The organism is Rhodococcus sp. NS-SX18 (assembly GCF_057367935.1).
In genome coordinates this window covers 2,502,798-2,529,162 of record NZ_CM170633.1, presented here as the reverse complement: position 1 = coordinate 2,529,162, position 26,365 = coordinate 2,502,798, and the positions used below count along the sequence as shown (strand labels likewise).

The window sequence follows — 26,365 nt, the reverse complement described above, 5'->3', positions numbered from 1 at the left end:
GGCCGCCTCACCCGCAGTGCCCGCCCTGCAGCGGCCGCACCTCGATCGGCAGTGTGATCGCGCGGGCGAGTTTGCGGCCCCATTCGAGGGCGGCGTCGAGGTCGGGCGCCTCGACGACGGTGAACCCACCGATGTGCTCCTTGCCCTCGAGGTACGGGCCGTCGGTGGTGAGGATTTCGTCGCCGTCGAGCCGGAGCACGGTGGCCGTGCTCGGCGGGTGCAGGCCACCGGCGAACACCCAGGCGCCGGCGGCGCGCATCTCGGCGTCGACGGCCTCGACGTCGCGCATGATCGGTTCGAGGATCTCCGCCGGTGGCGGGTCGCCGTCCGGCTGGTAGATGCTCAGCAGGTACTGGGTCATGGCACTCCTCCTCACGATCACCGGACCGGCGCCGGTGATCCACCCTCTACACGATCGGCGGGCCGCCGAATCGACATCGCACTCGCCGGCTCGGGGCGTCCCCCCTCCTCCGCGCGCCATCGGCTCGGACTGCACCCGAACCGGTTCCGGAACCAGCGGGAGAAATTGCTGGGCGCGGAGAACGACAGCAGGTCGGAAACCTCGGTGAGCGAGTGCCGTCCGCTGCCGACCATCCGCATCGCCAGGTCCGCGCGGGTGGCGTCGAGGACGGACGAGAACGTCTCCCCCTCGTCCGCGAGCCGGCGGTGCACGGTGCGGCGGTCGATGCCGAGACTGCGGGCCACCTGGTCGACCGAGCACCGGCCGGTGGGAAGGAGCAACTCGATCAGCTCCCGCACCCGGTCCACCGTGGTCGTCTCGCGTGGACTTCCGACCGAGTCGAGGAACTGCTGCGCGTACGACCGCAGCAGCGGATCCGACATGGCATTGGGCGCGTCCAGATCCGCGGTGTAGAGGACGATTCCGTCGAAGTCCCGGCCGAAGTCGACGGCGGTGCCGAACACGCGGTGGTGCGTGTCGAGGCGCCGGGGGGCGGGATGTGCGAACGAGACGGACAGCGGACGCCACTGCGGACCGAGGAAGCCCTGCAGCAGTCGATGCATCACCGCTACCGCGAGATCGACGGATTGGTGGAACTCCCCCGGTCGGCCGACGTCCAGGGTGATGCGGATGGTGGCGACACCGTCCTGTTCGGTCAGGCGGGTGTGCAGGGCCTCGTTGTACATGTGCTCGTAGCGCACGAGGATTCGCAGCGCGCTGCGGACGTCCGGCTCCTCGCGGACCACCAGGCTCAGCGGGCCCAGATTGGAAAACCGCCGTCGCTCGGCCAGCTCGAGACCGAAGTCGTCGCGATCGGCTGCCGCGGCGGACCGTTCGAGCAGGTCCGCGATCGCCTCGGCCGGCACCCACCGGTCCTGCAGGCTCAAGCCGGCCGGGTCGAGACCGGACGCGCGGAGCAGCGTCGCCGGATCGATCTTCGACGAGTGTGCCACCTCGACATAGCTGTTCAGTGCGGCGTAGCGCGCCAGTGGTTTCACTGCCCTCCCTGTCCCGAAATGAATGACAATCCGTCCCCGTGGGATAAGCGTACCGCCTCGAGATCCCCTACTGTTAGTTGCATCACAAGGTACGGCGAAGTGTGACGGAGCGGATCGAGAGTCCGGACCCCCGAGCGGCTCCGCTTCCACCGCCTCGGCCGCACCCCACGGCCGAGAACCGGGATCGCCGCCACCGGCTCACCGAATTCATACACATCCGCCCTCCGCCGGCCAATCGTGGCCTGCGAGTGCGCGTTCAGGAGGAAACATGGCAAAGGCTGTTCGCTTCTACGAGACCGGCGGTCCGGAAGTTCTGCAGTGGGAGGCCGTCGAGGTCGGCGAACCGGGCCCCGGCGAGGTCCGCATCCGGCACGAGGCGGTGGGCCTGAACTTCGCCGACACCTACTTCCGCACCGGCCTGTACCCGGCACCGCTGCCCGCCGGGATGGGCGTCGAGGCCGCCGGGGTGGTCGAGGAGGTGGGTCCAGGCGTGACGTCGGTCCGGGAAGGCGACCGGGTGACCTACACCGGCAGCCCACTCGGGGCCTACAGCACCGAACGGGTGATGCCCGCCGACCACCTGATCGCACTGCCCGACGCCATCGGCTTCGACACGGCCGCGGCGATGACGATGCGCGGCCTGACCACCGCCTACCTGCTGCGGCGCATCTGGCCGCTGGCGGCCGGGGACACGGTGCTGCTGCACGCCGCCGCCGGCGGCGTAGGCCTGATCTTCTCTCAGTGGGCGAAGCTGCTGGGCATCCGGGTGATCGGCACGGTCTCGAGCGAGCGCAAGGCGCAGGTCGCCCGAGCACACGGCTGCGACGAGGTCGTCATCTACACCGAGGAGGATGTGGCGCAGCGGGTGCGGGAACTGACCGACGGCAAGGGCGTTCCCGTGGTGTTCGACAGCATCGGCGCCACGACTTTCGAGACCTCGCTGAACTCGCTGGCCCGCCGCGGCCTGCTGGTGTGCTTCGGCACCGCCTCGGGGCCGATTCCGCCGATCGACGCCATGCAGCTGGCGATCAAGGGGTCGGTGTACGTCACCCGTCCGGCGCTGGCGGACTACATCGCCGACCCGGCCGAGCGGGCCGCCCTCGCCGCGGAGCTGTTCTCGCACGTCGCGACCGGAGAAATCGCGATCGAGATCAACCAGCGCTACGCACTCGAGGACGCGGTGCAGGCGCATCGCGATCTCGAGGCCGGCCGCAGCATCGGCTCGTCGGTCTTCGCCCTCTGACCCCGTCCGGGCCGTACCCGGAGTCCGCCCACTTCCGAAGGACCATCCATGACCACCACCACCCGACCGCCGAGTCCGGTCTCCACGGCCTTCCGGGTCGAACCACTGACCTGCACGATCGGCGCCGAACTGTTCGACGTGGACCTCGGCGAGGTCTCGCGCGACGACGCGCTGTTCGCCGAGCTGCGGGCCCTGCTGCTCGAGCACAAGGTGCTGTTCTTCCGCGACCAGGACATCACCCGTGCCGAGCACGTCGCCCTGGCCGAGCGGTTCGGCCCACTCGAGGATCACCCGGTGGTCGGCAGCGACCCCGACCATCCCGGGCTGGTGCGGATCTACAAGGACCTCGACAGCGCGCCCGAGCACTACGAGAACGCCTACCACTGCGACGCCACCTGGCGCGACAACCCCCCGCTGGGATGCGTGCTGCGCTGTGTCCAGACCCCGCCGGTGGGCGGGGACACCATCTGGGTGAACATGGCCGAGGCCTACCGGCGCCTGCCCGGCTCGGTCAAGGAGCAGATCGCCGGCCTGCGGGCCCGGCACAGCATCGAGGCGAGCTTCGGCGCCCAGCTGCCGCTCGAACAGCGCCATGCGCTGCACGCCCGCTACCCGGATGCGGAACATCCGGTGGTGCGTACCCACCCCGAAACCGGCGAGAAGATCCTGTTCGTCAACTCCTTCACCACCCACCTGGTCAACTACCACACCGCCGAGAACGTCCGCTTCGGCATCGACTACGCCCCGGGTGCCGGCAACCTGCTGCAGTTCCTGACGAGCCAGGCGTCGATTCCCGAGTACCAGGTGCGCTGGCGCTGGACGGAGAACAGCATCGCCATCTGGGACAACCGCTCCACGCAGCACTACGCGGTGCAGGACTACTGGCCCGCCGTTCGCAAGATGGAACGCGCCGGGATCGTCGGCGACCGGCCCTTCTGAGCTCTTCCCTTCCTTCCCTTACACCGTCCACATTCCGAAACGGAGACCCGACAATGCACTTCCACGACGACGCCCTCTTCCCCGAGAACCAGGAGAAGCTGGTCATCACCGCCGCGCCCTACGGCCCGGAATGGGAGCTCGACGACTTCCGCGAGGATCTTCCCCTGACCATGGACGAGCACGTCCAGCAGGCGGTGGACTGCTACGAGGCGGGCGCCACCGTGCTGCACATCCACGTCCGTGAACTCGACGGCAAGGGCAGCAAGAGGCTCTCGAAGTTCAACGAGCTGCTCGCCGGCCTGCGCGAAGCGGTGCCGGACATGATCCTGCAGGTCGGCGGATCCATCTCCTTTGCTCCCGAAGGTGAAGGCGCCGAGGCGAAGTGGCTCTCGGACGACACCCGGCACATGCTCGCCGAACTCGACCCGGCGCCGGACCAGGTGACCATCGCCATCAACACCAGCCAGATGAACATCATGGAGCTGATGACGGCCGACGACATCGCCGGCACCTCGATGGAGCGTCCGGAACTCGCGGCGACGTACCGGGAGATGACCGTGCCCGCCGGTCCGGAATGGGTTGCGGAGCATCTGAAGCGACTGCAGGCCAAGGGTATTCAGCCGCACTTCCAGCTCTCGTCCATCCCGCAGCTCGAGACGGTCGAACGCCTGATCCGGCGCGGGGTCTACACCGGACCGTTGAACCTGACGTGGGTCGGTATCGGCGGCGGCTTCGACGGCCCCAATCCGTACAACATCATGAATTTCGTCCAGCGGGTTCCGGACGGCGCCTGCCTGACCCTCGAGACGCTCATGCGGTCCGTGCTCCCGGTCAACGCGATGGCCATCGCAATGGGCCTGCACACCCGCTGCGGCAACGAGGACACCATCTGGGGCCGCAAGGGCGAGAAGATGACCTCGGTGGAGCAGATCCGGCAGCTGGTCCGCATCGCCGAGGAACTGGGCCGCGAGGTCGCCACCGGCAAGGAGGCCCGCGAGATCTACCGGATCGGCGAGACCTACCGCGACGCCGACGAAACCCTCGCCAAGCTCGGCTACGCCCCCAATCGCCGGCCCGGACAGGTCGGCTTCACCCACCACGGCTGAACCACGGACCCCCGGGGCACGCGACCCGCACCGTGTGCCCCGGGACCCGGCCGGTGACCGAGTCCGTCGAGCCCTCCCTGTCCTCGCCCCTCTCGCGGTGGGCGCTCCCCGATGCGCATCCCCGCCCGCCGCCCCAGCCTTGCAGGAGCACCCATGGGATCGTCCACCTCCTCCCTGGAGAACCACACCGCCACCAGCACCCCCGCCGGTCCGAGGACCCGATCGCGGAAGTACCCGTGGCTCGTGTTCGCTCTCACCTTCGGACTGCTGTTGTCGGACTACATGTCCCGGCAGGTTCTCAGTGCCGTCTTCCCGTTCCTCAAAGCCGAATGGGCCCTGACCGATTCACAGCTCGCATCGCTGACGAGCATCGTGGCGCTCATGGTCGGCCTGCTCACGCTTCCGCTGTCGCTGCTGGCCGATCGCTGGGGCCGGGTCAAGAGCCTGGTGCTCATGGCGGTGCTGTGGTCGGTCGCCACTCTCATGTGTGCGGTGGCCACCAACTTCGAGCAGATGCTCGGCGCGCGATTTCTCGTCGGCGTCGGCGAGGCCGCCTACGGCAGTGTCGGAATCGCGGTGGTGCTGAGCGTGTTCGCTCCCCGGGTCCACGCCTCCCTCAGTGGGGCGTTCATGGCCGGCGGCTCGTTCGGCTCGGTCCTCGGTGTCGCCCTCGGCGGCGTCATCGCCGTTCATCTGAGCTGGCGGTGGTCGTTCGCGGCGATGGCGGTCTTCGGGCTCATCCTGGTGGCACTGTTCCGCGCCCTGGTCACCGAGCGCAAGCTCGCCGCGCACGCCGCCGACGACCGGCCCGCTGCCGTCGACGAGCGAGCCGCCGGTGCCGCGACCACACCGCCGGACGGATTCCGCGCGCCGGTGTCGAGCCTGTTCACCAACCCCGCCGTGCTGTGCGCCTACGTCGGCGGCGGCCTCCAGATGTTCACCGCCGCGGTCCTGCTGTCGTGGACGCCGAGCTTCTTCAACCGCTACTACGGCCTCGCCCCGGACAAGGCCGGCGTCGCCGCCTCGATCGTCGTCCTGCTCGTCGGCAGCGGCATGGTGGTGTGCGGGATCGTCACCGACCGCGTCGGACGGCACGACATCACCCGCAAGTGGACCACCGCGATCGCCTTCTGCGCCATCTCCCTGGCGTGCCTGGCCCTCGCGTTCCGTCTCGACACGGGCACCGCGCAACTGGTGCTGCTCGGGATCGGTGCGTTCTTCTCCGCCGGATCCTCCGGACCCACCGCGGCCATGGTCGCCAACCTCACGCACTCGTCCGTCCGCGCGTCCGCCATGGGGACGCTGACCGTGGCCAACAATCTGCTCGGCCTCGCCCTCGGCCCGTTCGTGGTGGGCATCCTCGCCGACCGCCTCGGCCTGCGGGAAGCGCTGCAGCTGTCCCCGCTGGTCTACGTCCTCGCCATCGGCGCACTGGTAGCAGGCAAACGCCTCTACCCGCTGGGCCTGCGCAAGTTCACCACCCTCGGCACCGGCTCCGGCGCGGCTGCCTGAACGACTGTCGTCCCGTTCCCACCCCATCTCCCGGAGTCCCCCGTGAACCCCTCCCACTCCCCGACCGTGGTCATCGTCCCCGGCCTGCGCGACCACGTCGCCGATCACTGGCAGACCCTGCTCGCCGAACGTCTTTCCGACGTCCGGACCGTTCCTCCGCTCGAGCGCGACAAGCTCAGCCGCGCTGCCCGCGTCGCCGCACTCGACGAGGTCCTGCGTGAGATCGACGGACCCGTGGTGCTCGTCGCCCACAGCGCCGGCGTGATGATCACCGTGCACTGGGCGCAGAACCCGACGCGTCCGATCCAGGGCGCGCTGCTGGCCACGCCGGCAGACCTGGAACTACCCCTGCCCGAGGGCTACCCGACCACCGACGACCTCGACCGGGGCGGATGGAACCCCATCCCCCGCCGCAGGCTGCCGTTTCCGAGCATCGTCGCCGCCAGCCGCACCGATCCGCTCGGCGGCTACCGGCGCATCGCCGGCATGGCCGAAACGTGGGGCAGCCGCCTGGTGGACCTCGGCGACGTCGGGCACCTCAATCCCGCCGCCGGATACGGCTACTGGCCCGACGCCGAGAACCTGCTCCGGCAACTGCTCGACAGCACCGCCCTCCCGGTACACAGCTGAGCTCCACCGGCACCGCGACCCCGTCCCCGTCCACACTCCGAGCGCCTCGCTCACGTCCCGAAAACCAGGAAATGACCAAGATCTATGCAACGGCCGCCGAGGCGGTCGCCGACGTTCCCTCCGGAGCCTCCCTCGCCGTCGGCGGGTTCGGCCTGTCCGGCATCCCGGACCAGCTGATCGCCGCGATCGCCGCCGGGGACGCGACCGACCTCGAGGTGTTCTCCAACAACTGCGGCGTCGACGGCCGCGGACTGGGAATCCTCCTCGAACGACGACGGATCCGGCGCGTGACCGCCTCCTACGTCGGCGAGAACAAGGAGTTCGCCCGGCAGTACCTCTCCGGTGAACTCGAAGTGGAACTGACGCCGCAAGGCACCCTGGCAGAGAAGCTGCGCGCCGGCGGCGCCGGCATCCCGGCCTTCTTCACCCCGGCCGGTGTCGGCACCCCCGTCTCCGACGGTGGCCTGCCGTGGCGCTACCACCCCGACGGCTCGGTGGCAGTCGCGTCCCCACCGAAGGAGATCCGCGAGTTCGGCCGTAAGCAGTACGTGCTCGAAGAGTCCATCACCGCGGACTATGCACTGGTGCACGCCCTGCGCGGCGACACCGAGGGCAACCTGGTGTTCAACAAGGCCGCGATGAACTTCAACCCGCTCGCCGCGACGGCCGGACGCATCTGCATCGCCCAGGTCGAACAGCTCGTCGCACCGGGCGAGATCGACCCGGGCCAGGTGCACCTGCCGGGCGTCTTCGTCGACCGCATCGTGCACACCGGCGCCCAGGACAAGCAGATCGAAAAGCGCACCGTCTCGACGGGAAAAGGAGCCTGACGTGACCGTAGTAGCAGAACCCCGGATCCTCGGATGGTCGCGGACCGAGATGGCCGCCCGCGCCGCGGCCGAACTCTCGCCAGGCCAATATGTCAACCTCGGCATCGGACTGCCGACCCTGATCCCGAACCATCTGCCCGTCGGGGTGAAGGTCACCCTGCACAGTGAGAACGGAATCCTGGGCACCGGCCCCTACCCCACCGAGGAGCAGGTGGACGCGGATCTGATCAACGCGGGCAAGGAGACCGTCACGGTCGAGCCCGGCGCGTCGTTCTTCGATTCGGCGACGAGCTTTTCGATGATCCGCGGCGGTCACATCGACACCGCGGTGCTCGGCGGGATGCAGGTCTCGGCCACCGGTGACCTCGCGAACTGGATGGTGCCCGGCGCGATGGTCAAGGGCATGGGCGGGGCGATGGACCTCGTCCACGGCGCCGGCAAGGTCATCGTGCTCATGGAACACACCGACAAGCACGGCAATCCGAAGATCGTCGAGAAGTGCACGCTGCCCCTCACCGGCCGAGCCGTGGTGCAGCGCATCGTCACCGATCTCGCGGTCGTCGACGTCACCGACCACGGACTGGTCCTGGTCGAGACCGCGCCCGGCGTCACCGCCGAGCAGGTCCGCGCCGCCACCGGCGCCCCCCTCGTCTGACCCCCTCGTCCCCTTCCGACAGGACATCGACTCGTATGCTCAATCTCTCCGTGTTGCTGGAGGACTCCGCGCGCCGCTACCCCGACCGGACCGCGCTGGTCCTCGGCAGCGAACGCCTCACCTATGCGCAACTGGACGCGCAGGCCAACCGGATCGCGAATCTGCTCGTCGCCGAGGGCGTGGCGCCGGGCGACAAGGTCGCGCTCTCGTGCCCGAACGTCCCCCAGTTCCCCGCCGCCTACTACGGCATCCTCAAGGCCGGCGCGGTGGTCGTGCCCCTGAACGTTCAGCTCAAGCCTCGCGAGATCGCCTATCACCTCGACGATTCCGGTGCCGCCCTCTACCTCTGCTTCGAAGGGACCGCGGAACTGCCCGTCGGCGAATACGGCAGGGCCGGATTCGACCGGGCCGACCGTTGCCGCACCATGCTGCTGATCACCGGCGATCCGCAGGCCCCGTCCCCGCTCGACGGCGTCGCCACCCTGGCCCACGCCACCGCCGAACAGCCGGACACGTTCGCCACCGCCGTGCGCGAACCCGTCGACACCGCCGTGATCCTCTACACCAGCGGCACCACCGGCCGGCCCAAGGGCGCCGAACTGACCCACGCCAACATGGTGCTCAACGCCCTGACCGCGAACCGCCTGTTCGACAGCACCCCGCAGCGTCCGGACACCTATCTGCTCACCCTGCCGCTGTTCCACTCCTTCGGCCAGACCGTGACGATGAACGCCGCACTGTCGGTCGGTGCCACCTGCGTGCTCATGCCCCGCTTCGACGCCCCCGCGGCGCTGCAACTGATGGACGAGCACGACATCACCGTGTTCGCCGGGGTGCCGACAATGTACTGGGCGCTGCTCGGTGCGCTCGACGCCGCGAAGGCGGCCGGCGTCGACGTCGAAAAGATCGCGCGGACCATGCGTCGGGCGATCTCCGGCGGCGCGGCGCTGCCGGTGGAGATCCTCACGCAGTTCAAGGACAGGTTCGATGTCCAGATCCTCGAAGGCTACGGACTGTCCGAAACCTCGCCGCTGGCGATGTTCAGCGACCCCGAACGCGCCCCGCGTCCCGGTTCGATCGGCGTACCGGTGTGGGGCATCGAGGCCGCCCTCGTCGACGAACACTGGAATCCCGTCCACGACGGCGTCGGAGAACTCGCCCTGCGCGGCCACAACATCATGACCGGCTACCTCGGACGACCCGAGGCGACCGCCGAGGTAATGCGCGACGGCTGGCTGCGCACCGGCGACCTGGCCCGGCGTGACGAGGACGGGTTCTACTACATCGTCGACCGCGCCAAGGACCTCATCGTCCGCGGCGGCTTCAACGTCTACCCCCGCGAGATCGAAGAGGTCCTCATGACCCACCCGGCCGTCTCCCTCGCCGCCGTCGTCGGCGTCCCCGACGATCGTCACGGCGAGGAAGTCAAGGCGTTCGTCATCCGCGAACCGGGCGCACCGATCACCGAACCCGAGCTGATCGCCTGGTGCAGGGAGCAGATGGCCGGCTACAAGTATCCCCGTCACATCGAGTTCGCCACCGTATTGCCCATGACCGCCACCGGAAAGATCCTCAAACGCGAACTGGTTCCAGCCGTCGCAGGTCAGGGCAGTGGCCGATGACAACCCACGACGCAGCTTCGTCCATCGTCGACCGCCTCAAGCGCGAGGGCAGTTGGAATCCGATGTGGGACGGACTCGACGAACTCGATCCCGGATGGACCGAGCACTACCTGACTGCGACGATGCAACCCTACGAAAGCGGTGTGCTCCCGCCGCAGGTCGTCCAGTTGCTGTGCATTGCGGTCGATGCCTCCTGCACCCACATGTACGGCCCCGGACTGCAGCGGCACATCCGGGCCGCACTCGATCTGGGCGTCACCGCACACGAAATTCTCGAAGTCCTCAAACTCGCCACGACCGTCGGCATCCACTCGCTCAACCTCGGCGTGCCGATCCTGCTGGAGGAACTGTCCGCGCGAGACTCGTCCTGACCTCCACCGGCCGTGCCGAGGCACCGAGGCCGGCAGTCCTGACATCTCGTGCCGCGTACCGGTCACCTCTCGTCGGCTGCGCCCTCTGCCGCGGCGATCGCGTAGGCCGCACCGATCAGGGTCAGGTGGCTGAACGCCTGCGGGAAGTTGCCGACCTGGCGACGACGTCCGACGTCGTACTCCTCCGCCAGCAACCCGAGATCGTTGCTCAAGGCGGCGAGCCGCTCGAACAACGTCCGAGCCTGCTCGACACGGCCGTTGCGGGCGAGCGCAGCGACCAGCCAGAACGAGCACGCCAGGAACTGGCCTTCGTCGCCGGGCAGACCGTCGTCCGTCCGGGAGGTCGAGTACCTCGAGACGAACCCGTCGCGCCCGAGTTCGCGGGTGACCGCGTCGATCGTGCCAGTCACCCGCTCGTCGGTGCCCGGCAGGAAGCCGACGAGCGGAATCGTCAGCACGCTGGCGTCGAGTTCCTCCGATCCGTAGTACTGGGTGAAGGTGTTGCGCTGCGCATCGTAGCCGCGCTCGCACACCTCGTCGTGGATCTCGTCCCGTAGCCGCCTCCACCGTTCGACCGGACCGTCCAGGTCGTAACGTTCGACCAGGCGGACCGCCCGGTCGAACACCACCCATGCCATCACCTTCGACTGGGTGAAGTGCCGCCGCGGCCCGCGGGTCTCCCAGATTCCGTCGTCGGGTTCACCCCAGATCGACTCGACGTATTCGATCAGAGTGCGCCAGCGCGGCCACAGGTGCGGTTCGACCCGCCCCACGGCCTCGGTGCTGAGGAAGGCGACGCCGATCAGTTCGCCGTAGACGTCGAGCTGGAACTGTTCCGAGGCGGCGTTGCCGACCCGTACCGGGGCGGATCCCTCGTATCCCGGCATGTCGGGCAGCTCGAACTCCGTCAAGCGCCGCTCACCGCCGATGCTGTACATGATCTGGATCTTCGCGGGGTCTCCCGTGCCGACCCGCTGGAGGAAACTGCGGAACGAGAACGCCTCCTCGGTGTATCCGCCGGCGAGAAGGGATTCCAGGGCCAGCACAGAGTCACGGATCCAGCAGAACCGGTAGTCCCAGTTGCGCACTCCCCCGATGTCCTCGGGCAGGGACGTCGTCGGCGCTGCGATCAGCGCGCCGGTCACCTCGTAGGTCATGGCCTTGAGCACGATGAGGGAGGTGAGTACCTCGTCCCGGTAAGGTCCGGCGTACTCGAGCCGGCTGCTCCACTCGTGCCACCACGCCTGCGTGCGGGCCAGCGCCGAGTCCGCGTCCTCGACCGACGGCGGGGGACCGAAGGAGTAGTGCCAGCACAGCGTGAAGCGCTCGCGTCGCCCCTCGGCGACGGTGAAGTCCGCCGTCGCATCACCATCCGATATCCCCAGCGGCACCGGAGTACTCAGCCGGAACGAGTCGGGTCCCGCGGTGGCGAGTACACCGTCGGCAGCGGGCTCGACCCAGGGCGTGATCGTGCCGTAGTCCGGTCGGAGCGACAGACGCATCCGCATCGACACCCTGCCGCGCAACCCCTCGACGATGCGCATGAGCCGCGGAGGTCCGTCGCCGCGGCGCGGCATGAAGTCGATCACGCGGACCGCACCGTCCGCGGTCTCGAAGTCGGTCTCCAGGATGAGCGTTCCGGGGCGGTACCGCCGCGTGACCCCCGTGATCTCGGCTGCCGGGCGCAGACTCCAGTGCCCGTGCCGATCGTCACCGACCAGCGCGGCGAAGCACGACGGCGAATCGAACCGAGGCAGGCACAACCAGTCGATGTTGCCGGCGCGGCCGACGAGCGCGGCACTCTGCAGATCTCCGATCAGACCGTAGTCTTCGATACGCATCGCATACTCCCGCTGGTCGGTCGTGTACCGCCGGTGATGCACACACGTGCGGTTCCGGTGACGCGCCGGGCGCCGCCGGCGTGTCTCAGTCTTCGCGCTCGAACGTCACGAGCATTCCCTCGACGCCGCCTGGACCGAGCCGGCCCTTGATGTCCGCCGACGTGATCGCCTTCAAGCGCCACCCCTGTCGGGCCTGTTCGTTGAGGAGCCGCTCGAGCTTGTCACCCGACATCTTGCCGCCGAGCATCTTCTCGCGAACTTCGATCACCTTGTACGTGTACACGCCGCCTCCTCCTGATTGCCGGATGTGTCCGCCGGGCCGGGTGCCCAGCACGACTCGCGACATTCCTTCCGGTGAATGTCAGACCGGTTCGAGCGGCCGGAACGGGAGGATCTCGTCCGCCCCGGGCCGGACGATTCCGACGGACGCCTCGGGCACCTCGTTCCAGGCACCCGGCAGGTCGCGCAGTGGTTCGGAGACCACGAAGCGGGTCTCGGGGCCGAGGCGATGCAGCACCTCCACCTCCGGATGCAGCGCCCGGACCTTGTCGACCGCCGTGGAAAAGAACAGCGAGCGGCTGCGGCCCACGCTCGAGTACCGGAAGACCCACAGGGATTCGCCGTCGGTGGTGGCCACGGTCATCTGCACCGGGTCGTCGACGCCCTTGGCGCGAGCGACATGTTCGACGGTCCCGACGGCCCTGGAGACCGCGGTGATCGGATCGTCCGACAAGCCGAAGGTCAGGGCGAGGAAGAACAGTACCTCCGAATCCGTCGATCCCTCGATGTCCGGATACAGTTCCGGATCGACCGCCAGCACCAGATCGCGTTTGATGCGCCGGAATTCGCTCAGCACCCCGTTGTGCATCCACAGCCAACGGCCGTGACGGAACGGATGACAGTTGCTGCGCTGAACCGGTGTGCCCGTCGAGGCGCGGATGTGCGCGAGGAGCAGCGGGGTGCGCACATGGGCGGCGAGTTCCCGGAGATTGCGGTCGTTCCACGCCGGATCGACCCCTTTGAACACGGCCGGCTCGTCCTCCTCGCCGTACCACCCGATCCCGAATCCGTCACCGTTGGTGGTGGTCGCCCCGAGCCGCGAATGCAGGCTCTGGTCGATCAGGGAATGCTCGGGCTTGAACAGCAAGTCCTCCACGAGGATCGGATCGCCCGAGTAGGCCATCCATCTGCACACCACCTCATTGCATCACACCGGCGCCGTCCCCGGCTCGAGAATGCCGAGGTTGCCGCCGGAACCGAGCGGTCCGGTACCCCCTCGTGACAAGGGTCAGTGAGTGAGCACGATCTTCACGATCACGACGACGGTCGCGATCGCGGTCAAGAGCGCAGCAGCAACCACCGACGCACGGGTGGGACGTTCGCCCTTCAACCGGCCGATGACCCACACGATTCCTCCGATGCGGACCAGCACCGCGACTTCGGCCACGATCTGGGCGGTCCTCGGCTCGAGCCATCCCAGCAGCGCGGTCCCGAGGACTGCACACGGCAGCACAGCGGAACTGAGAATCGGCACGGAGTTGCGCAGCTCGCGGATCTTGTCCGCTCGAGTCACCGTGATTCCTTCTCGGACACTCTGACCCACGCCCTCGGCGAAGGCATGGGCAAGGAAGGTGGACAGGGCCGTGCCGAGGACGACGAGAATCCCGACGTGCTCACTCGAAGTGGCGATCGGCACCAGCGCCGCAAGGACGAGGACATTGCCGTAGACGTAGGCGCTGATCCGACTCGCCGCGTTCTCGCGGTCCAACGGTCGACGGCGCGAGAACAACGGGCCGTGAAGCAGCGCGTGCGTATCGGTTCCCATCGGATCCCATCTTTCTCCTCAACCGGATCGAGCCGTGGCTCGCAGGTCACATCGTGGGACCGTCGTACAGCGACGTGCCGTTCGGTCGAGCGGACCGCTCCGGGTGTCACGATTCCGCGCCGTCGTCGTCTCCCGGTCGGATCGGGTCGTGCAGCCGATCACGGGACTCGAAGGCGTCCACGGCAGCCTCGAGCGTGGGATGGAAGCGGGACGGATCGAAGCGGTCGCCCACCCCGAACCGCACCAGCCGATCCTTGATCGGGCCCTTCATCTCCGCGAATACCAGCCTGATGCCGCAACTTTCCAGGTAACGGTCGAGGTCGACGAGTTCGTCGACCGCGGTGGTGTCCAATCCGATGATGGGTTCGGCGGCGAGCACGACCCATTCGACCGGACGGGGAGAATCGGTCACCAGCGAGCGGACGTAGCGATCGAACATCTCGCCGTTGGCGAAGAACAGCGGGGCGTCGAATCGGACGATGACCAATCCCGGGATGCGCCGGCCCTCGGGATGACGGGCGAGGTCGTGGAAGCCCTCCCGATCGGGCACGGCCACCAATTCGGCCCGGTACGGCTGCCACACCCGCACCACCACCGCGAGGAACGACAGTCCGATCGCGACCAGGATGCCCTGCAGGACTCCCACCAGCGCGACGCCGACGAATGCCGCGGCCGCGAGCAACGCCTCCGTCCGGCTCATACGCCACATCTGCACCAGCCCGCGGACGTCGACCAGCGCCGTCGCCGCGACGATCACCACCGCTCCGAGGGTCGCCTGGGGCAGGTACGCGGTCACTCCCGGGGCCAGGAGGACGAACAGCAGCACCGCCACGGCGCCGACCACACCGGCAAGCTGGGTGCGAGCCCCGCTCTGCTCGGCCACAGGGGTGCGCGATCCACTGGCGGAGATGGGGAACCCCCCGAACATGCCACTGGCGACGTTGGCGACCCCGATCGCCTTCATCTCCGTGTTCCCGTCGACGTTCTCTCCCCGCCGGGCAGCGAAGGTGCGGGAGAGCACACCGGAGTCGGCGAATGCGATCAGCGCGATGCCCGCGGCCGGTCCCACCAGAGACGCGACGTCACCCCAGTCGACCCCGCCGAACGAGGGACGCGGCAGCCCCTCGGGCAGGGCGCCGACCATGTCGATGTCGTCGCTCAGATCCGCCACCACGGCCACGATCACGGCTCCCACGACCGCGACGAGCACCCCCGGGACCCTCGAATGCAGCACCTTGAGAACCACGATGACCAGCAACGATGCGACTCCGACCCAGGCAGTTGTCGGATCGACCTGCCCGTCCCCCACCGCGCGGGCGATCGCGCCGATCTCGCCGAGCAACCCGGACGCGTCCACCGAGAGACCTAGCAGCTTCGGCAACTGCCCGACGATGACGACGAGCGCGATGGCGTTGAGGTATCCCAGCCGCAACGGCTTGGACAGCAGCTCGGTGACGAAGCCGAGGTTCAGGAATCCGCCGGCGATCATGATGGCGCCCACGAGCACGGCGAGGACGCCGGCCAAAGCGAGGGCGCTCTCGGGGTCGTCGGTCACGGCCAGCGGCACCACCGCCGCCGCGATCAACGGCGCCAGCGACGAATCGGGGCCGAGGACGAGGATCTTGGACGGCCCCACGATCGCGTAGGCGAGCAGCGGAACGATCGTCGCGTAGAGCCCCGCGTACGCGGGCAGTCCCGCCGCCTCGGCGTATCCCATGCCGGCAGGGATCAACAGGGCAGTGAGAACGAGACCCGCGACGAGATCCGAGCGCAGCCAGTCCCGACGGTAGCCGCGTACCGTCTCGACTCCGGGCAGTCGAGCGAGAGCTCGCCTCCGAGACATTCCGCAAGTATGGCACCGCCCACGGGGCGCTCACCGCACTTCGGGCAGTCCGCATACCTTCGCACTCGGTGCCGCGCGAACGGATTTCGTGGCACGGCCTCGCCGGCATCCGACGGGACGCGGCCGCTCGTGCCGGGCTGCGTCGATCGGGTCCCGAACGCCGTGCGCGGGAGGACGGCGATCTGCACCGACCGGTGCCCTACTCCCCCGCGTCGATGATGTCCCGGAGGGTGGCGAGTTGCTCGGTGGTGATCCCCGCCGGTTGCACGACCGTGTTCAAGCCGTCGACATATTCGCCGGTGTACTTGTGGCCGTGGCCGCCGGGCACTCCGGTAGAGAACGGCAGATCTGCGGTGACCTGCCAGAACGTGACGAACGGAATCCAGACCATGTCCTCGAGCACGTCCCGGCCGGGCGCCTCCCCGATCCAGTCCGGTTCGCGGAGAATCAGATTCGGGCTCCACCACACGATGGGATCGGACGGATGCATCAGGTACAGCACCCGGCTGCCGTCCCACGGACGATCCGCGGGAGGAATGCCGCCCTGCGGATCGTTGGTGAACCGCACGGTGCGCCCGTCCTTGTAGACCGGTTCGACCTCCGGACTGCCGGGTTCACGCCGGTCGCTGAATTCCCGGAACAGCGTGTTGAAGTTGGGGGGCCCGGCGAACACGGTTCCCGAGGTGCGGTTACGCAGATCGTATTCGCCGCTGAAGGCGGTCTCGCCGCCGAACGAGCCGAGACTCTCTCCGGCGACGAACAGTCGGGGACGGGCGTCCTGGGGCAGCTTCGACCACACGTCGTACACCGCGTCGAACAGATCGCGACCGGCCTGCCGAGCCTTCGATTGGTCCACCAGATAGGAGATCCACGACGGCAGGTACGAATACTGGACCGTCACGGTCGCCGCGTCGCCCCCGGTGAGGTACTCGAACGAATCCACCAGCGCCGGGTCCACCCACCCGCTCCCCGTGGTCGTGACCACGAGCAGATTCGCCCGCTCGAAGCCTCCGGCACGCTCCAGATCCTGGACCGCCGCCGCTGCCCGAGCCTCGGAGTCGTCCGCCGACGCCAGACCGGCATACGTCCGAATCGGCTCCACAGCCGGGCGGCCGACGAACTGTGCGATCTCCTCGGTGGTGGGGCCCGAGCCGATGAAGGTGCGCCCCTGGTACCCCAACGAGTCCCACGGCACCACCGAACCCGGTCCACCCGATCGCAGGCTCGTCTCGGGTTGCTGCACGCCCTCGGGAGTCGTGGTGTCGCGCAGAGAGAATGCGGAGTTGGCGACGTTGACGAGGCCACCGAGCAGCACACCCGAGACGACCGCGTAGACCAGCCAGGCGACCGCGATCCACCCGAGCACCCTCGCCGCGCGATGCCCGATCCATCTGTCGAGCAGAGTGGTCAGCCACCGGTACGCGCCCCGCACGCCACGTCCGATCGCGAGCAGGAGACCGAAGACGAGCACTGCCACGAACGGCGAGAGGACGACGAGCGCGACGTTGTACTCGGTGACTCCCATCAACGTGCGGATCTGGTGCTGCCAGTATTGTCCGGCGGCGAAGGAGCCGACGAACAGCACCGTCGCCGCGGCGAGGAAGACGTACCAGGAGCCGCGCCGCGGGCGCCGGGGACCGCGATCGGCGAAGGCGCGCCACACGTACGCCGCGAGTACTCCCAGCCCGTAGCCGATCGCGGCGGTGATGCCGCAGATCACGCCCTGGAGCAGGCCTCCTCGAGGCAGCAGCGACGGCGTGAACGACAGGCACGCGAAGAGCAGTGCGCCCCAGCACCCCGGAAGGGTGACGAACAGCAACCTCCGGCGGCGCCCGGTCTCGCGATCCGTGTCGTCCGCACTCGGCGCGTCCTGGGGCTCGGTGCCGGCAGCACGGACTCCGCTGTTCTGCTTCCCGGGCGTGCTCGCCGCCGGTTCGTCCTCCACCCTGGGTCCGTGCGCTGTCATCGCCGTCCGCCTACGCGAGTTCGATCCGAGACGACGCTGTGCCCTCATCGATCTCGCGGCGGGCTGCCTTCTCGATCAACAGGGACAGGAAGTCCCGGACCTTCGCGTCGGCGAACCGCTTCTCGACGGTCCGCACCACGACCTCGATGTCGCCGCGCGACATCGACGGAAAGCGCACGGCGAGGCGAGTGACGATCAGCTCGAGCTGCACGGCTTCGTCCCCGCCCGGTGGGGGCACGTCCCGGGTGCGGACCCGCCTCAGGTCGCTGGTGGCCGGCTGCGGAGCCGACCGCGCCGACGCGGGACGGACATCGCTCCTCGGGTTGAGGGCACTGTAGACCATGTCGCACTCCTTCCGCGTGCACCGGCCGACTCCGCCGGATCCGTCCCCGAGAGTTGGAATCTACTTCTGCCGCAACGGACCCGATCACGAATTCGACTGCCGGCCACCTGCCCTCACCGACATGATGAAAGGACGATCGCACCGGACTTCCGGTCCCGCTCGCGACTCAGCCGACGGGGACGCCGTCACGACCAGCGGTACCCCGTCCCAGCGCCTGAGCTTTGAGGTGCTCGAACTCGGCGGCCGTGATCGCACCCGAGTCGAGTAGCGCCTTGGCGTCGGCGATCTGCTCGGCCGGGGACTTGCCGGCCGCGACGTTCCGGATGTACTCGTCGGTGGCCTGCTTGGCTTCCGCCTGTGCCTGCTGCGCCCGTAGCGCCATCCCCCGGCCTCGGACGATCAGGTAGACCAGTGCGCTGATGTACGGGAAGAGCACCAGCACGACCACCCACACCGCCTTGGCGAAGCCGGATACGGTGTGATCGCGGAACAGGTCGACGAGAATCTGGAACAGCACGATCAGATACGCCACGAAGGCGAATACGACGACCGTGTACCACACGTAATCCCAGAAGGAATCCATCAGGTCAGCCTCCTCGATCGGACCGGCAAGGTGATCAACTCGAATCCGGCCGGAATGAAATTCTCGGATCCTGCTACGGCGATCCCGGCGCGCTACGGTACCGCCGTCGTCCGCGACTCGACCGAGTTGAGCGGACCCCGACGGTTCAGCGAACCCCGACGGAGGAACCGTCCCCCGGGTTCCGGCAGATCCGACTCCGGAACCCCGCTCGATTACCGACGTCCACCACCATCACCGCGGCCTCGAGGACCGCGGGTGGTACATCGCCACCGAAATCGGTGGTAAGCCGATCGACCGTGACAGCGTCGGCACCAGCACCCGGCATGCTCATCTCGCATCCATGTAGCCCCTTTTGCGGGACGACCGTACATATCGTACGCCGCCCATATACGCAAAGCCCCCGAAACCGTCAACGTGGTGCCGGAGTTCGATCAGGTGTCCCGGGGAGACGCAGTGCCGCCACCAACCCGATCAGACCGAGGACGGCCAGCACTGTCATGGCCAGCGCGTACGCGCGGTCGGGCGATGTCAACCCGGCGACCAGGACGGTACCCGCCACAGCCGTACCCAGCGACGATCCGAGATTGGAGACGCACCGCGACAACCCCGAGATCTCGCCTTGACGCTCCTCCGCGAATGCGGACTGCACCACGTTGACCGACGGCGTCAGCATCGTCCCGAGTCCGATGCCGATGAGCAGCAGCCCTGGCGTGAACGCCCATGCACTCGTCCAAGCCCGCACGAGCAGGAGAAGGACACCGACACCCGCGAGAGTGGTGACGAACCCGGCTGTGATCAGCGTGCGCTGCGGGTACTTCGCTGTCAGTCGCTCCGCCACGAGCGAGGCACCGAGGATGCCGGCGGTGGCCGCGGTGAAGATCACGCCGGTCTCGATCGCGTTGTATCCCCGGACGACCTGCAGGAACGCGGAAACGACGAACGCGATCCCCATCAGCAGCAGCCACTGGATGTTCTGCGTCACCAGCGCGAGGTTCGAGGTGCGGTTGCGGAACAGTGACAGCGACAGCAGTGGCTCCTTGCCTGCCCGTTCACGAGCCCGCACGTACAGCAGGAACCCCATGATGAACAGCGCTCCTACCACGACCAGGATCGCCATCAGAACGACATCGGTGTCGGCCTGCAGGATCCCCATCACGAGGCAGACCAGACCGGCGGCGGAAAGGAGGGCGCCTACGGCGTCGAACGGTCGCGCCGGATCGGGAGGGACCGGGTCCACGATCCCCCGGCTGAGCACGAGGATGACTCCGATGATCAGCGCCTGGAACACGAAGGCCGCGCGCCAGTCGATGCCGGTGGTGATGACACCACCGATCAGCGGACCTGCTGCCGCTCCGATGCCGCCCATCCCGGTGATGACACCGAATGCCCGCGCTCGAGAGGTCAGATCACTGAAGAGCATCGTGGTGAGGATGTACACCGGCGGAATCAGCAGCGCGGTGCCCACCCCTTCGAGGATCGAGTTGCCGATGATCAGTACCCCGAGGTTGGGCGAGACCGCGCTGATCAATGCTCCGATGCCGTACAGAACGAGACCGAGCACAAAGCACCGCTTACGCCCCCACCGGTCGGTCAGCTTGCCTCCGGGGATCATGAACGCGGCCATCACCAGCAGGAACACGGTGATCGCGGTCTGCACACCCTGCACGGTCGTCCCGAGATCCGCACTGATGTCGTTGATCATCACGTTCATGTTCGACCCGGCGAAGCTGCAGATGAACTGTGCCAGAGCGAGCGGCACGAGCATCCGCCGCAGGGTCGAGGACGGGCGCGGAGAGTCGAGACTGTCCGGCATGGCGAGCCCTTCCGCTCGACAAAGAGATGCACTGACTCGTGCACAACGTGGCCAGTGACATTCTGGGGCATTCGAAGAACCCAAGGTGGCAATTTCGAGCGTCCACCGCCGTTGCGTCGCCCCGATCGAGCCGGCGAAATGGTCGAAATCCGGCGGATTTCTCGGCACTGATGGAAAATCGCTTCCATGCACCTTCCGGCGATCGCTCCGGAAGTGCCGGCCGTTCGATGAGGCCCCTCGCCTCCAGTCCACACGTCGGGAGAGTCGGTCATGGGTTCCAAGTCCGCCCGGAAGAAGGCACCGAAGGGCGGCCACGGCCGGAAGCGCGTTGCCGAAGCCGGGGAGCTCCGTTCGCCTGCCGCGGAACCGGGAACGCCGGCGAAGAAACCGATGAAGAACAAGGAGTATCTACGACGTCTCAAACCGCTCCAGGGTGAACTCGTCGCCATGCAGGAATGGGTCAGATCCTCGGGCGCGAAAGTCTGCATTCTGTTCGAGGGCCGCGACACCGCCGGAAAGGGCGGCGTCATCAAGGCGATCACCGAACGCGTCAGCCCGCGTGTGTTCCGCGTGGTCGCCCTGCCCGCGCCGACCGAGCGCGAGAAGAGCCAGATGTACGTGCAGCGGTACCTTCCGCACCTTCCGGCCGGTGGTGAAGTGGTGATCTTCGACCGCAGTTGGTACAACCGCGCGGGAGTCGAGCGCGTGATGGGGTTCTGTACCGAAGAGGAAGCGCGGCACTTTCTCGAGATGACGCCCGCGGTCGAACGGGCGATCGTCGACTCGGGCATCGTTCTGCTCAAGTACTGGCTCGAGGTGAGTCAGGAACAGCAGACGGTGCGGCTGCAACGCCGGATCGACGACCCGCGCAGGATCTGGAAACTCTCGGACCTCGATCTACAGTCGTACAGCCGGTGGTACGACTATTCGCGGGCACGCGACGAGATGTTCCGCTATACCGACACCGGCTGGGCACCCTGGTATGTCGCCGACAACGACGACAAGAAGCGCGGCCGGCTCAATGTCGTCAGCCACCTGCTGAGCCAGATTCCCTACGAACCGCTCGAACACCGCGACATCACCCTGCCGGAGCGTCGGGGTCCGCACGGATACCGGACGCCCAGGCAGCAATTGCACTGGATACCCACGCCCTTCTGAAAAGTCGTCTCCGACGAGTCGTCTCCGGCGAGGAGAAGCGATCATGGCCCTCACCGCACGTCCCCCGGATCAGGGGCGTCCCACCGACACCGGCGAAGTGCAGGCCGAGCGGAACACCTGGCACGTTCAGGAGTCGGATACCGTCGTCGCGGCGCTGAACTCGGATCGGCACTCGGGGTTGACCGCGGGAGAAGCCGGTGCCCGCCGCCGCCGGTACGGCCTCAACGAGATCGCCTCCGAGCCCGGACCGTCGATGTGGGCGATCGCGCTTCGGCAGCTCGAAGATCCGATGAACCTGATGCTGGTCGCGGTCGCCGTCGTCAGCATCGTCATCGGTGAGGTACCGACGGCGATCGTGGTCGTGGTGCTCGTCGGACTCAACATCGTGCTGGGCACGCAACAGGAACTGAAGGCTCGTGCCAGCGTCGATGCGCTCGCGAGGATGCAGACGCCGCAGACGCGCGTGATCCGTGACGGCATCCTGGTTCAGCTCGCCGCCACCGACCTCGTCCCGGGCGACATCGTGCAAGTGGAGGCGGGCGACATCGTGCCCGCCGACGGCCGGCTGCTCACGACGGCCACCCTCGAGACGCAGGAGGCGGCGCTGACGGGTGAAAGCACCCCCGTCCCGAAGGACCCACACACGCTCGACACCGCCGATGTCGCCCTCGGCGACCGCAGCAACATGGTCTTCCAGAACACGTCGGTCACCCGGGGCACCGCCACGATGATCGTCACGGAAACCGGCATGCACACGGAGATGGGCCGGATCGCGTCGATGCTGTCCGCCGTCGCACCGAGCAAGTCGCCCCTTCAGCGCGAGCTGGACTCGCTGACCAAGATTCTCGGGATCATTGCGTGGGCTGCGGTCGCGATCATCGTGATCATCGGGTTGGTTCGGGGGCAGGAACTGGCGACGCTGTTGCTGCTGGGCATCTCCATGGGGGTGTCCGCCATCCCCACCGGTCTGCCCACGTTCGTTCAGGCCATGCTCGCCTTCGGAGCCCGTCAGCTGGCGGACGCCAAGGCCGTCGTGAAGAACCTCACCGACGTCGAGACACTCGGTGCCACCAGCGCGATCAACTCGGACAAGACCGGCACCTTGACCATGAACCAGATGACCGTCCGGTCCCTGTACTTCCACGGCCGCTGGTACACCGTGGACGGCGAGGGCTACGACAAGACGGGGAGGATTGCCCAGGCTGCGGGCCTGGAGGTTCCGGACTTCACCCTGCTCGCGTACGGCCTGTGCCTGGACAGCGACGCCACCGTCTCCGACACCGGCGACATCGTCGGCGATCCCACCGAGGCCGCGCTCGTGGTGCTCGCCGCGAAGATCGGGATCGACGCTCCGCTGACCCGGCGGACGTATCCGCGGGTCGCGGAGGTGCCGTTCGACTCCGCTTACAAGTTCATGGCGACGTTCCACCACCTACCGGTCGACGGCACCACCCGATTCGTGGAACTCGTCAAGGGTGGACCCGATGTCGTCCTCGCCCGCTGCACCAGCGCCTACCAGCCGGGCCGTCGGGAGGTACCGATCGAGGAGGTCCGCGACGACCTGGCCGCGGCCAACCGAACTCTCTCGGAGCAGGGGTTGCGCGTGCTGGCGTTCGCGGTCCGCCTGCTCGACGGTCGGGAAGAGGCGGTGCAGGCCGACCCGATGTCGTTCGTCGGTGAGCTCATCTTCGTCGGGATGGTCGGCATCATCGATCCGCTTCGCCCGGAGGCCGTCGACTCGGTCCGCACCGCGCGAGCGGCCGGCATCGAGGTCCGCATGATCACCGGCGACCACGCGATCACAGCGTCGGCGATCGGTGCCGAACTCGGTCTCGGGCCGGGCGCGATCGGCGGGGCCGAACTGCACGCCATGTCGGACGAGGAACTGACGGCAGCGTTGCCGAACCTGCACGTCTTCGGCCGCGTCACTCCGCAGGACAAGCTGCGGCTGGCCGACCTCATGCAGCGGAGCGGCGCGGTAGTGGCCATGACCGGCGATGCCGTCAACGACGCCGCGGCCCTGAAGAAGGCCGACATCGGGGTGGCCATGGGCTCGGGCAGCGAGGTCACCAAGCAGGCCGGCAAGATGGTGCTCACGGACGACAACTTCGGGACGTTGATCACCGCGATCAGGTTGGGCCGCAGCATCTACGACAAGATCGTGTCCTACATCCGCTACCAGATGTCCAAGCTGTTCTCACTCGTCCTGCTGTTCCTCGTCGCGAGCATCTTCGACATCAACGACGGCGTCGCGCTCACGCCGCTGATGGTGCTGTTCCAGCACTTCTTCATCACCCTCTTTCCGGTTGCGGTCATCATGCTCGACCCGCCACCGCCGAACCTGATGACCAAGACGCCCCGCGACCCCGGGGTGCCGATCGCGAACCGCACGGCGCTACTGCAGTGGCTGGCATATGGCATCCTGCAGTTCGCCGTCACCCTCGCTGCGATGCTCCTCGCTCCCGGCGAGATGAGCCCCACCGCGGCCAACGTCCCGATGACGACCGCATTCGTGGTCTTGTCGTTCGGTTCCATCCTGAGCGGACTCGCCCTGCGCCGAGACCCGGACTCGGGGATGACCGCTCCGGTCCTGAGGGCGCTCGGAATCCTGTCCATCCCCGTCGTCGTCACAGTGTTCGCCGTCGAGGCCGGCTTCCTCCAGGATCTGCTGATGACCACCTCACTGACCGGCGGCCAGTGGCTCGCCTGCGTGGGTTGGTCGCTCCTCGTTCCGGTCGTCATCGAAGGCGAGAAGGTACTACGGCGACGCCGACGTTCGGCGCCGACGGCCCCCATCCCCGTCGCGGCCGCAGTGGCACCGCAGCGTGTCCATCACCGCTGACAGCGAATCACGATCGCGCACCTACGATCCGGCCGCACGTACGACTCGGGAAGCGGATGACCGAGACTTCGAGCATGTGGGGCCCGAAGGCGCCGGGACACGCCCGCCCGCAGGATGATTCACCGCGGTCGGGCGTGCCGTCGGCTGGTCAGGAAGCCAGGATTCGGGCCTTCTCGGCTTCGAACTCGGCCTCGGTGAGCACGCCCTGCGCCTTCAGCTCGGCGAGGTCCTTCAATGCGGCGATCCGGTCCGTCCCTCCCTGGCCGGCCGGGGCGGCCGGCGGCGGTGCGGGTTCAGGCGGATACTGCTCGTAGCGTTCGTATTGCGCTTGCTCCTGCCCCGCCCAGCGCTGACCCTGTCGCCGGGATACACGGTTGGAGACGGCGGTGGCGGTTCCCGCCACCACGGCCGTTCGGGCGACGCCCCGCAGCAGTCCGGGCATGACGCACTCCTCTGCATACTCGAAGGATCGACTTAGCCGAATCCCTCTGGCTGTTCTCAGCTTTCGGACTCGATCCGATCCAGGGACGACAGGATACTCTGCACGGGAATCCGGCCCGACGCGACGAGCTGGGCGCCGTTGCGGCGCAGAGCGCGAGCAAATGGCGCTGCCCACGTGTTCTCGTACACGAGCACCGCCGCCGAACAACCCGGCTCGAGTGCTGCGCCGGCTTCGGCGAAGTCGGTGTCGTCGAGCAGACCGGAGGCGGCCTCCGCGAACAGCGTGACATCGACCTCGCCCTCGAGCCCGACGTCGGCGATGTCGATCCCGGCAACGGAGCCGTCCGGATCCTTCCGGACGAACGCCAGGTCCAGCACTCGCACGATGCCGCGCTCGACGAGATCGCGCAGCAGGGGCAGCGCCGACCCGTCGGGCGGACGGTCGGCGGGGAACTCGATGACGAGATAGTCCACCGGACCCATTTCGTCGATGTCGGTATCGGTCACCGGAGGCCTCGTTTCAGCGACGGGATCGGTCTTCGGCAGCAGTTCGGGAGGTTTCACGGCGCCACGCCCGCGAGATGGCGACGCCGACCGGGAAACGGAGAACCAGTCCACCGCATGTTCGACGATAGCTCGCACACGTCTGCACGCATCCGGTTTTCGGGCAGGCCGTTTTCGGGCAGGCAACCGGATCGCTCCCGCCTCGTCGCCGAAAGGAGGAGCGCGAGGGGTGCGTGACCGCGCCGATACCGAGAATGGGACGAAAGTCCCTGCTGGACCTGTGCAACCCGGCGCACACTCGACCCGTCAGATCCATTCGGAGAGGGAGACGACCGTGTCACACAACGTGCATGTCGAACCGGAACCCATGTCCACGAAACAGGCCGTCGCGGCGGGGACGTCGATCGGAGCCGCGGTCATCATGGCCACGATCGGAGTCCTGCAGTTCTTCCAGGGGATTGCGGCGGTCGCCGAGGACGAAGTGATCGTCCAGGGCCAGGAGTACACCTTCAAGTTCGATCTCACGACCTGGGGATGGATCCACATCGTCATGGGTGTCGTGATCGTCGTCGTCGGCATCGCGCTGATCACCGGCGCGACGTGGGCACGGGTGGCGGCCATCATCATCGCCGCGCTGTCCATTCTGGCGAATTTCCTGTGGTTGCCGTACTACCCGTGGTGGTCGATCCTGATCATCGCCTTGGACGTCGTGGTCATCTGGGCGATCTCGACGTGGAACCCCCGGGCCGACTACTACTGACCGCGCCCGGCACCGGGTCGTGCGACGGCGATCCGTCCCGTCGCACGATCCGCGGCGTCGCGCGGGTGGCGTCGATGCAG

Annotated in this window: 25 protein-coding genes; 12 read left to right on the top strand and 13 right to left on the bottom strand. The window is 67.8% G+C overall.

What is annotated here, in order from left to right; translation table 11 throughout:
* Positions 1 to 7 precede the first annotated feature (7 nt).
* Positions 8 to 361: a YciI family protein gene (locus tag AC2IPW_RS11840; RefSeq protein ID WP_054372773.1), complete on the bottom strand. Its 354-nt coding sequence runs from the start codon at positions 359 to 361 to the stop codon at positions 8 to 10.
* 17 nt (positions 362 to 378) lie between these two features.
* Entirely contained in the window at positions 379 to 1,458 is a 1,080-nt protein-coding gene (locus AC2IPW_RS11835; protein ID WP_054372775.1) for an AraC family transcriptional regulator, read from the bottom strand.
* Positions 1,459 to 1,726: 268 nt separating this feature from the next.
* Here AC2IPW_RS11835 and AC2IPW_RS11830 point away from each other — a divergent pair, with 268 nt between their 5' ends.
* From AC2IPW_RS11830 to AC2IPW_RS11790, 9 genes are all read left to right on the top strand, one after another.
* Entirely contained in the window at positions 1,727 to 2,701 is a 975-nt protein-coding gene (locus AC2IPW_RS11830) for a quinone oxidoreductase family protein (RefSeq protein WP_048773548.1), read from the top strand.
* Between the two features lie 48 nt (positions 2,702 to 2,749).
* Positions 2,750 to 3,640 carry a TauD/TfdA dioxygenase family protein gene (locus AC2IPW_RS11825; RefSeq protein ID WP_048773549.1) on the top strand — a complete coding sequence of 297 codons (891 nt, stop codon included), beginning with the start codon at positions 2,750 to 2,752 and terminating at the stop codon, positions 3,638 to 3,640.
* Between the two features lie 53 nt (positions 3,641 to 3,693).
* Positions 3,694 to 4,746: a beta-keto acid cleavage family enzyme gene (locus AC2IPW_RS11820; RefSeq protein WP_048773550.1), complete on the top strand. Its 1,053-nt coding sequence runs from the start codon at positions 3,694 to 3,696 to the stop codon at positions 4,744 to 4,746.
* A 153-nt stretch (positions 4,747 to 4,899) separates the two neighbouring features.
* Positions 4,900 to 6,258, top strand: a complete 1,359-nt coding sequence (locus tag AC2IPW_RS11815; protein ID WP_003935438.1) for an MFS transporter — start codon at positions 4,900 to 4,902, stop codon at positions 6,256 to 6,258.
* A gap of 42 nt (positions 6,259 to 6,300) precedes the next feature.
* Positions 6,301 to 6,888 carry an RBBP9/YdeN family alpha/beta hydrolase gene (locus AC2IPW_RS11810; RefSeq protein ID WP_003935439.1) on the top strand — a complete coding sequence of 196 codons (588 nt, stop codon included), beginning with the start codon at positions 6,301 to 6,303 and terminating at the stop codon, positions 6,886 to 6,888.
* Positions 6,889 to 6,959: 71 nt separating this feature from the next.
* Positions 6,960 to 7,718 carry a CoA transferase subunit A gene (locus AC2IPW_RS11805; protein ID WP_040271309.1) on the top strand — a complete coding sequence of 253 codons (759 nt, stop codon included), beginning with the start codon at positions 6,960 to 6,962 and terminating at the stop codon, positions 7,716 to 7,718.
* A gap of 49 nt (positions 7,719 to 7,767) precedes the next feature.
* Positions 7,768 to 8,373 (top strand): 3-oxoacid CoA-transferase subunit B, encoded by a 606-nt coding sequence (locus AC2IPW_RS11800; protein WP_052455262.1) that lies wholly within the window; start codon positions 7,768 to 7,770, stop codon positions 8,371 to 8,373.
* A gap of 35 nt (positions 8,374 to 8,408) precedes the next feature.
* On the top strand, positions 8,409 to 9,995 hold the full coding sequence (locus tag AC2IPW_RS11795; protein ID WP_486376889.1) for a long-chain-fatty-acid--CoA ligase: 1,587 nt from the start codon (positions 8,409 to 8,411) through the stop codon (positions 9,993 to 9,995).
* Positions 9,992 to 10,366, top strand: coding sequence for a carboxymuconolactone decarboxylase family protein (locus AC2IPW_RS11790; RefSeq protein WP_486376888.1), 375 nt, complete (start codon positions 9,992 to 9,994; stop codon positions 10,364 to 10,366). Before AC2IPW_RS11795 ends, AC2IPW_RS11790 begins: the two co-directional genes overlap by 4 nt.
* Before the next feature lie 62 nt (positions 10,367 to 10,428).
* On the opposite strand, the gene AC2IPW_RS11785 is transcribed toward AC2IPW_RS11790, so the two are convergent.
* The 9 genes from AC2IPW_RS11785 to AC2IPW_RS11745 form a co-directional block, all read right to left on the bottom strand.
* Positions 10,429 to 12,207 carry a glycoside hydrolase family 15 protein gene (locus AC2IPW_RS11785; protein WP_029540090.1) on the bottom strand — a complete coding sequence of 593 codons (1,779 nt, stop codon included), beginning with the start codon at positions 12,205 to 12,207 and terminating at the stop codon, positions 10,429 to 10,431.
* An 85-nt stretch (positions 12,208 to 12,292) separates the two neighbouring features.
* Positions 12,293 to 12,490, bottom strand: coding sequence for a DUF4177 domain-containing protein (locus tag AC2IPW_RS11780; RefSeq protein WP_003935445.1), 198 nt, complete (start codon positions 12,488 to 12,490; stop codon positions 12,293 to 12,295).
* Positions 12,491 to 12,568: 78 nt separating this feature from the next.
* Positions 12,569 to 13,390: a class II glutamine amidotransferase gene (locus tag AC2IPW_RS11775; protein WP_003935446.1), complete on the bottom strand. Its 822-nt coding sequence runs from the start codon at positions 13,388 to 13,390 to the stop codon at positions 12,569 to 12,571.
* A gap of 105 nt (positions 13,391 to 13,495) precedes the next feature.
* Entirely contained in the window at positions 13,496 to 14,032 is a 537-nt protein-coding gene (locus AC2IPW_RS11770) for a hypothetical protein (protein ID WP_003935447.1), read from the bottom strand.
* Between the two features lie 106 nt (positions 14,033 to 14,138).
* On the bottom strand, positions 14,139 to 15,875 hold the full coding sequence (locus tag AC2IPW_RS11765; RefSeq protein ID WP_048773552.1) for a SulP family inorganic anion transporter: 1,737 nt from the start codon (positions 15,873 to 15,875) through the stop codon (positions 14,139 to 14,141).
* A gap of 199 nt (positions 15,876 to 16,074) precedes the next feature.
* Entirely contained in the window at positions 16,075 to 17,820 is a 1,746-nt protein-coding gene (locus tag AC2IPW_RS11760) for an alpha/beta hydrolase (RefSeq protein ID WP_486376887.1), read from the bottom strand.
* A 31-nt stretch (positions 17,821 to 17,851) separates the two neighbouring features.
* Complete coding sequence (locus tag AC2IPW_RS11755; RefSeq protein ID WP_486376886.1) at positions 17,852 to 18,184, bottom strand: three-helix bundle dimerization domain-containing protein; 333 nt, start codon at positions 18,182 to 18,184, stop codon at positions 17,852 to 17,854.
* Positions 18,185 to 18,350: 166 nt separating this feature from the next.
* Positions 18,351 to 18,767 (bottom strand): SHOCT domain-containing protein, encoded by a 417-nt coding sequence (locus tag AC2IPW_RS11750; RefSeq protein ID WP_003935451.1) that lies wholly within the window; start codon positions 18,765 to 18,767, stop codon positions 18,351 to 18,353.
* Between the two features lie 409 nt (positions 18,768 to 19,176).
* On the bottom strand, positions 19,177 to 20,748 hold the full coding sequence (locus AC2IPW_RS11745; protein ID WP_486376885.1) for an MFS transporter: 1,572 nt from the start codon (positions 20,746 to 20,748) through the stop codon (positions 19,177 to 19,179).
* A gap of 102 nt (positions 20,749 to 20,850) precedes the next feature.
* Here AC2IPW_RS11745 and ppk2 point away from each other — a divergent pair, with 102 nt between their 5' ends.
* Together ppk2 and AC2IPW_RS11735 are read left to right on the top strand one after the other, a co-directional pair.
* Positions 20,851 to 21,738, top strand: a complete 888-nt coding sequence (gene ppk2, locus AC2IPW_RS11740) for a polyphosphate kinase 2 (protein ID WP_003935454.1) — start codon at positions 20,851 to 20,853, stop codon at positions 21,736 to 21,738.
* 43 nt (positions 21,739 to 21,781) lie between these two features.
* Positions 21,782 to 24,580 (top strand): cation-translocating P-type ATPase, encoded by a 2,799-nt coding sequence (locus tag AC2IPW_RS11735; protein ID WP_486376884.1) that lies wholly within the window; start codon positions 21,782 to 21,784, stop codon positions 24,578 to 24,580.
* A gap of 148 nt (positions 24,581 to 24,728) precedes the next feature.
* Here AC2IPW_RS11735 and AC2IPW_RS11730 read toward each other — a convergent pair whose 3' ends face one another.
* Entirely contained in the window at positions 24,729 to 25,022 is a 294-nt protein-coding gene (locus AC2IPW_RS11730; protein WP_040271286.1) for an SHOCT domain-containing protein, read from the bottom strand.
* A gap of 56 nt (positions 25,023 to 25,078) precedes the next feature.
* Complete coding sequence (locus AC2IPW_RS11725; RefSeq protein WP_040271283.1) at positions 25,079 to 25,528, bottom strand: DUF6325 family protein; 450 nt, start codon at positions 25,526 to 25,528, stop codon at positions 25,079 to 25,081.
* A 364-nt stretch (positions 25,529 to 25,892) separates the two neighbouring features.
* Here AC2IPW_RS11725 and AC2IPW_RS11720 point away from each other — a divergent pair, with 364 nt between their 5' ends.
* A complete protein-coding gene (locus tag AC2IPW_RS11720; RefSeq protein ID WP_225222415.1) occupies positions 25,893 to 26,285 on the top strand; it encodes a DUF7144 family membrane protein in 393 nt (130 codons plus the stop codon).
* Positions 26,286 to 26,365: the final 80 nt, after the last annotated feature.

Bases quoted from the DNA above. Each gene is read 5' to 3' on its own strand.
- AC2IPW_RS11790 (WP_486376888.1), top strand. From the start codon at position 9,992: ATGACAACCCACGACGCAGCTTCGTCCATCGTCGACCGCCTCAAGCGC.
- AC2IPW_RS11815 (WP_003935438.1), top strand. From the start codon at position 4,900: ATGGGATCGTCCACCTCCTCCCTGGAGAACCACACCGCCACCAGCACC.
- AC2IPW_RS11770 (WP_003935447.1), bottom strand. From the start codon at position 14,032: ATGGGAACCGATACGCACGCGCTGCTTCACGGCCCGTTGTTCTCGCGC.
- AC2IPW_RS11785 (WP_029540090.1), bottom strand. From the start codon at position 12,207: ATGCGTATCGAAGACTACGGTCTGATCGGAGATCTGCAGAGTGCCGCG.
- AC2IPW_RS11730 (WP_040271286.1), bottom strand. From the start codon at position 25,022: ATGCCCGGACTGCTGCGGGGCGTCGCCCGAACGGCCGTGGTGGCGGGA.
- AC2IPW_RS11830 (WP_048773548.1), top strand. From the start codon at position 1,727: ATGGCAAAGGCTGTTCGCTTCTACGAGACCGGCGGTCCGGAAGTTCTG.
- ppk2 (WP_003935454.1), top strand. From the start codon at position 20,851: ATGGGTTCCAAGTCCGCCCGGAAGAAGGCACCGAAGGGCGGCCACGGC.
- AC2IPW_RS11765 (WP_048773552.1), bottom strand. From the start codon at position 15,875: ATGTCTCGGAGGCGAGCTCTCGCTCGACTGCCCGGAGTCGAGACGGTA.
- AC2IPW_RS11755 (WP_486376886.1), bottom strand. From the start codon at position 18,184: ATGGTCTACAGTGCCCTCAACCCGAGGAGCGATGTCCGTCCCGCGTCG.
- AC2IPW_RS11720 (WP_225222415.1), top strand. From the start codon at position 25,893: ATGTCCACGAAACAGGCCGTCGCGGCGGGGACGTCGATCGGAGCCGCG.
- AC2IPW_RS11735 (WP_486376884.1), top strand. From the start codon at position 21,782: ATGGCCCTCACCGCACGTCCCCCGGATCAGGGGCGTCCCACCGACACC.
- AC2IPW_RS11825 (WP_048773549.1), top strand. From the start codon at position 2,750: ATGACCACCACCACCCGACCGCCGAGTCCGGTCTCCACGGCCTTCCGG.
- AC2IPW_RS11800 (WP_052455262.1), top strand. From the start codon at position 7,768: ATGGCCGCCCGCGCCGCGGCCGAACTCTCGCCAGGCCAATATGTCAAC.
- AC2IPW_RS11820 (WP_048773550.1), top strand. From the start codon at position 3,694: ATGCACTTCCACGACGACGCCCTCTTCCCCGAGAACCAGGAGAAGCTG.
- AC2IPW_RS11750 (WP_003935451.1), bottom strand. From the start codon at position 18,767: ATGGATTCCTTCTGGGATTACGTGTGGTACACGGTCGTCGTATTCGCC.
- AC2IPW_RS11840 (WP_054372773.1), bottom strand. From the start codon at position 361: ATGACCCAGTACCTGCTGAGCATCTACCAGCCGGACGGCGACCCGCCA.
- AC2IPW_RS11805 (WP_040271309.1), top strand. From the start codon at position 6,960: ATGACCAAGATCTATGCAACGGCCGCCGAGGCGGTCGCCGACGTTCCC.
- AC2IPW_RS11795 (WP_486376889.1), top strand. From the start codon at position 8,409: ATGCTCAATCTCTCCGTGTTGCTGGAGGACTCCGCGCGCCGCTACCCC.
- AC2IPW_RS11775 (WP_003935446.1), bottom strand. From the start codon at position 13,390: ATGGCCTACTCGGGCGATCCGATCCTCGTGGAGGACTTGCTGTTCAAG.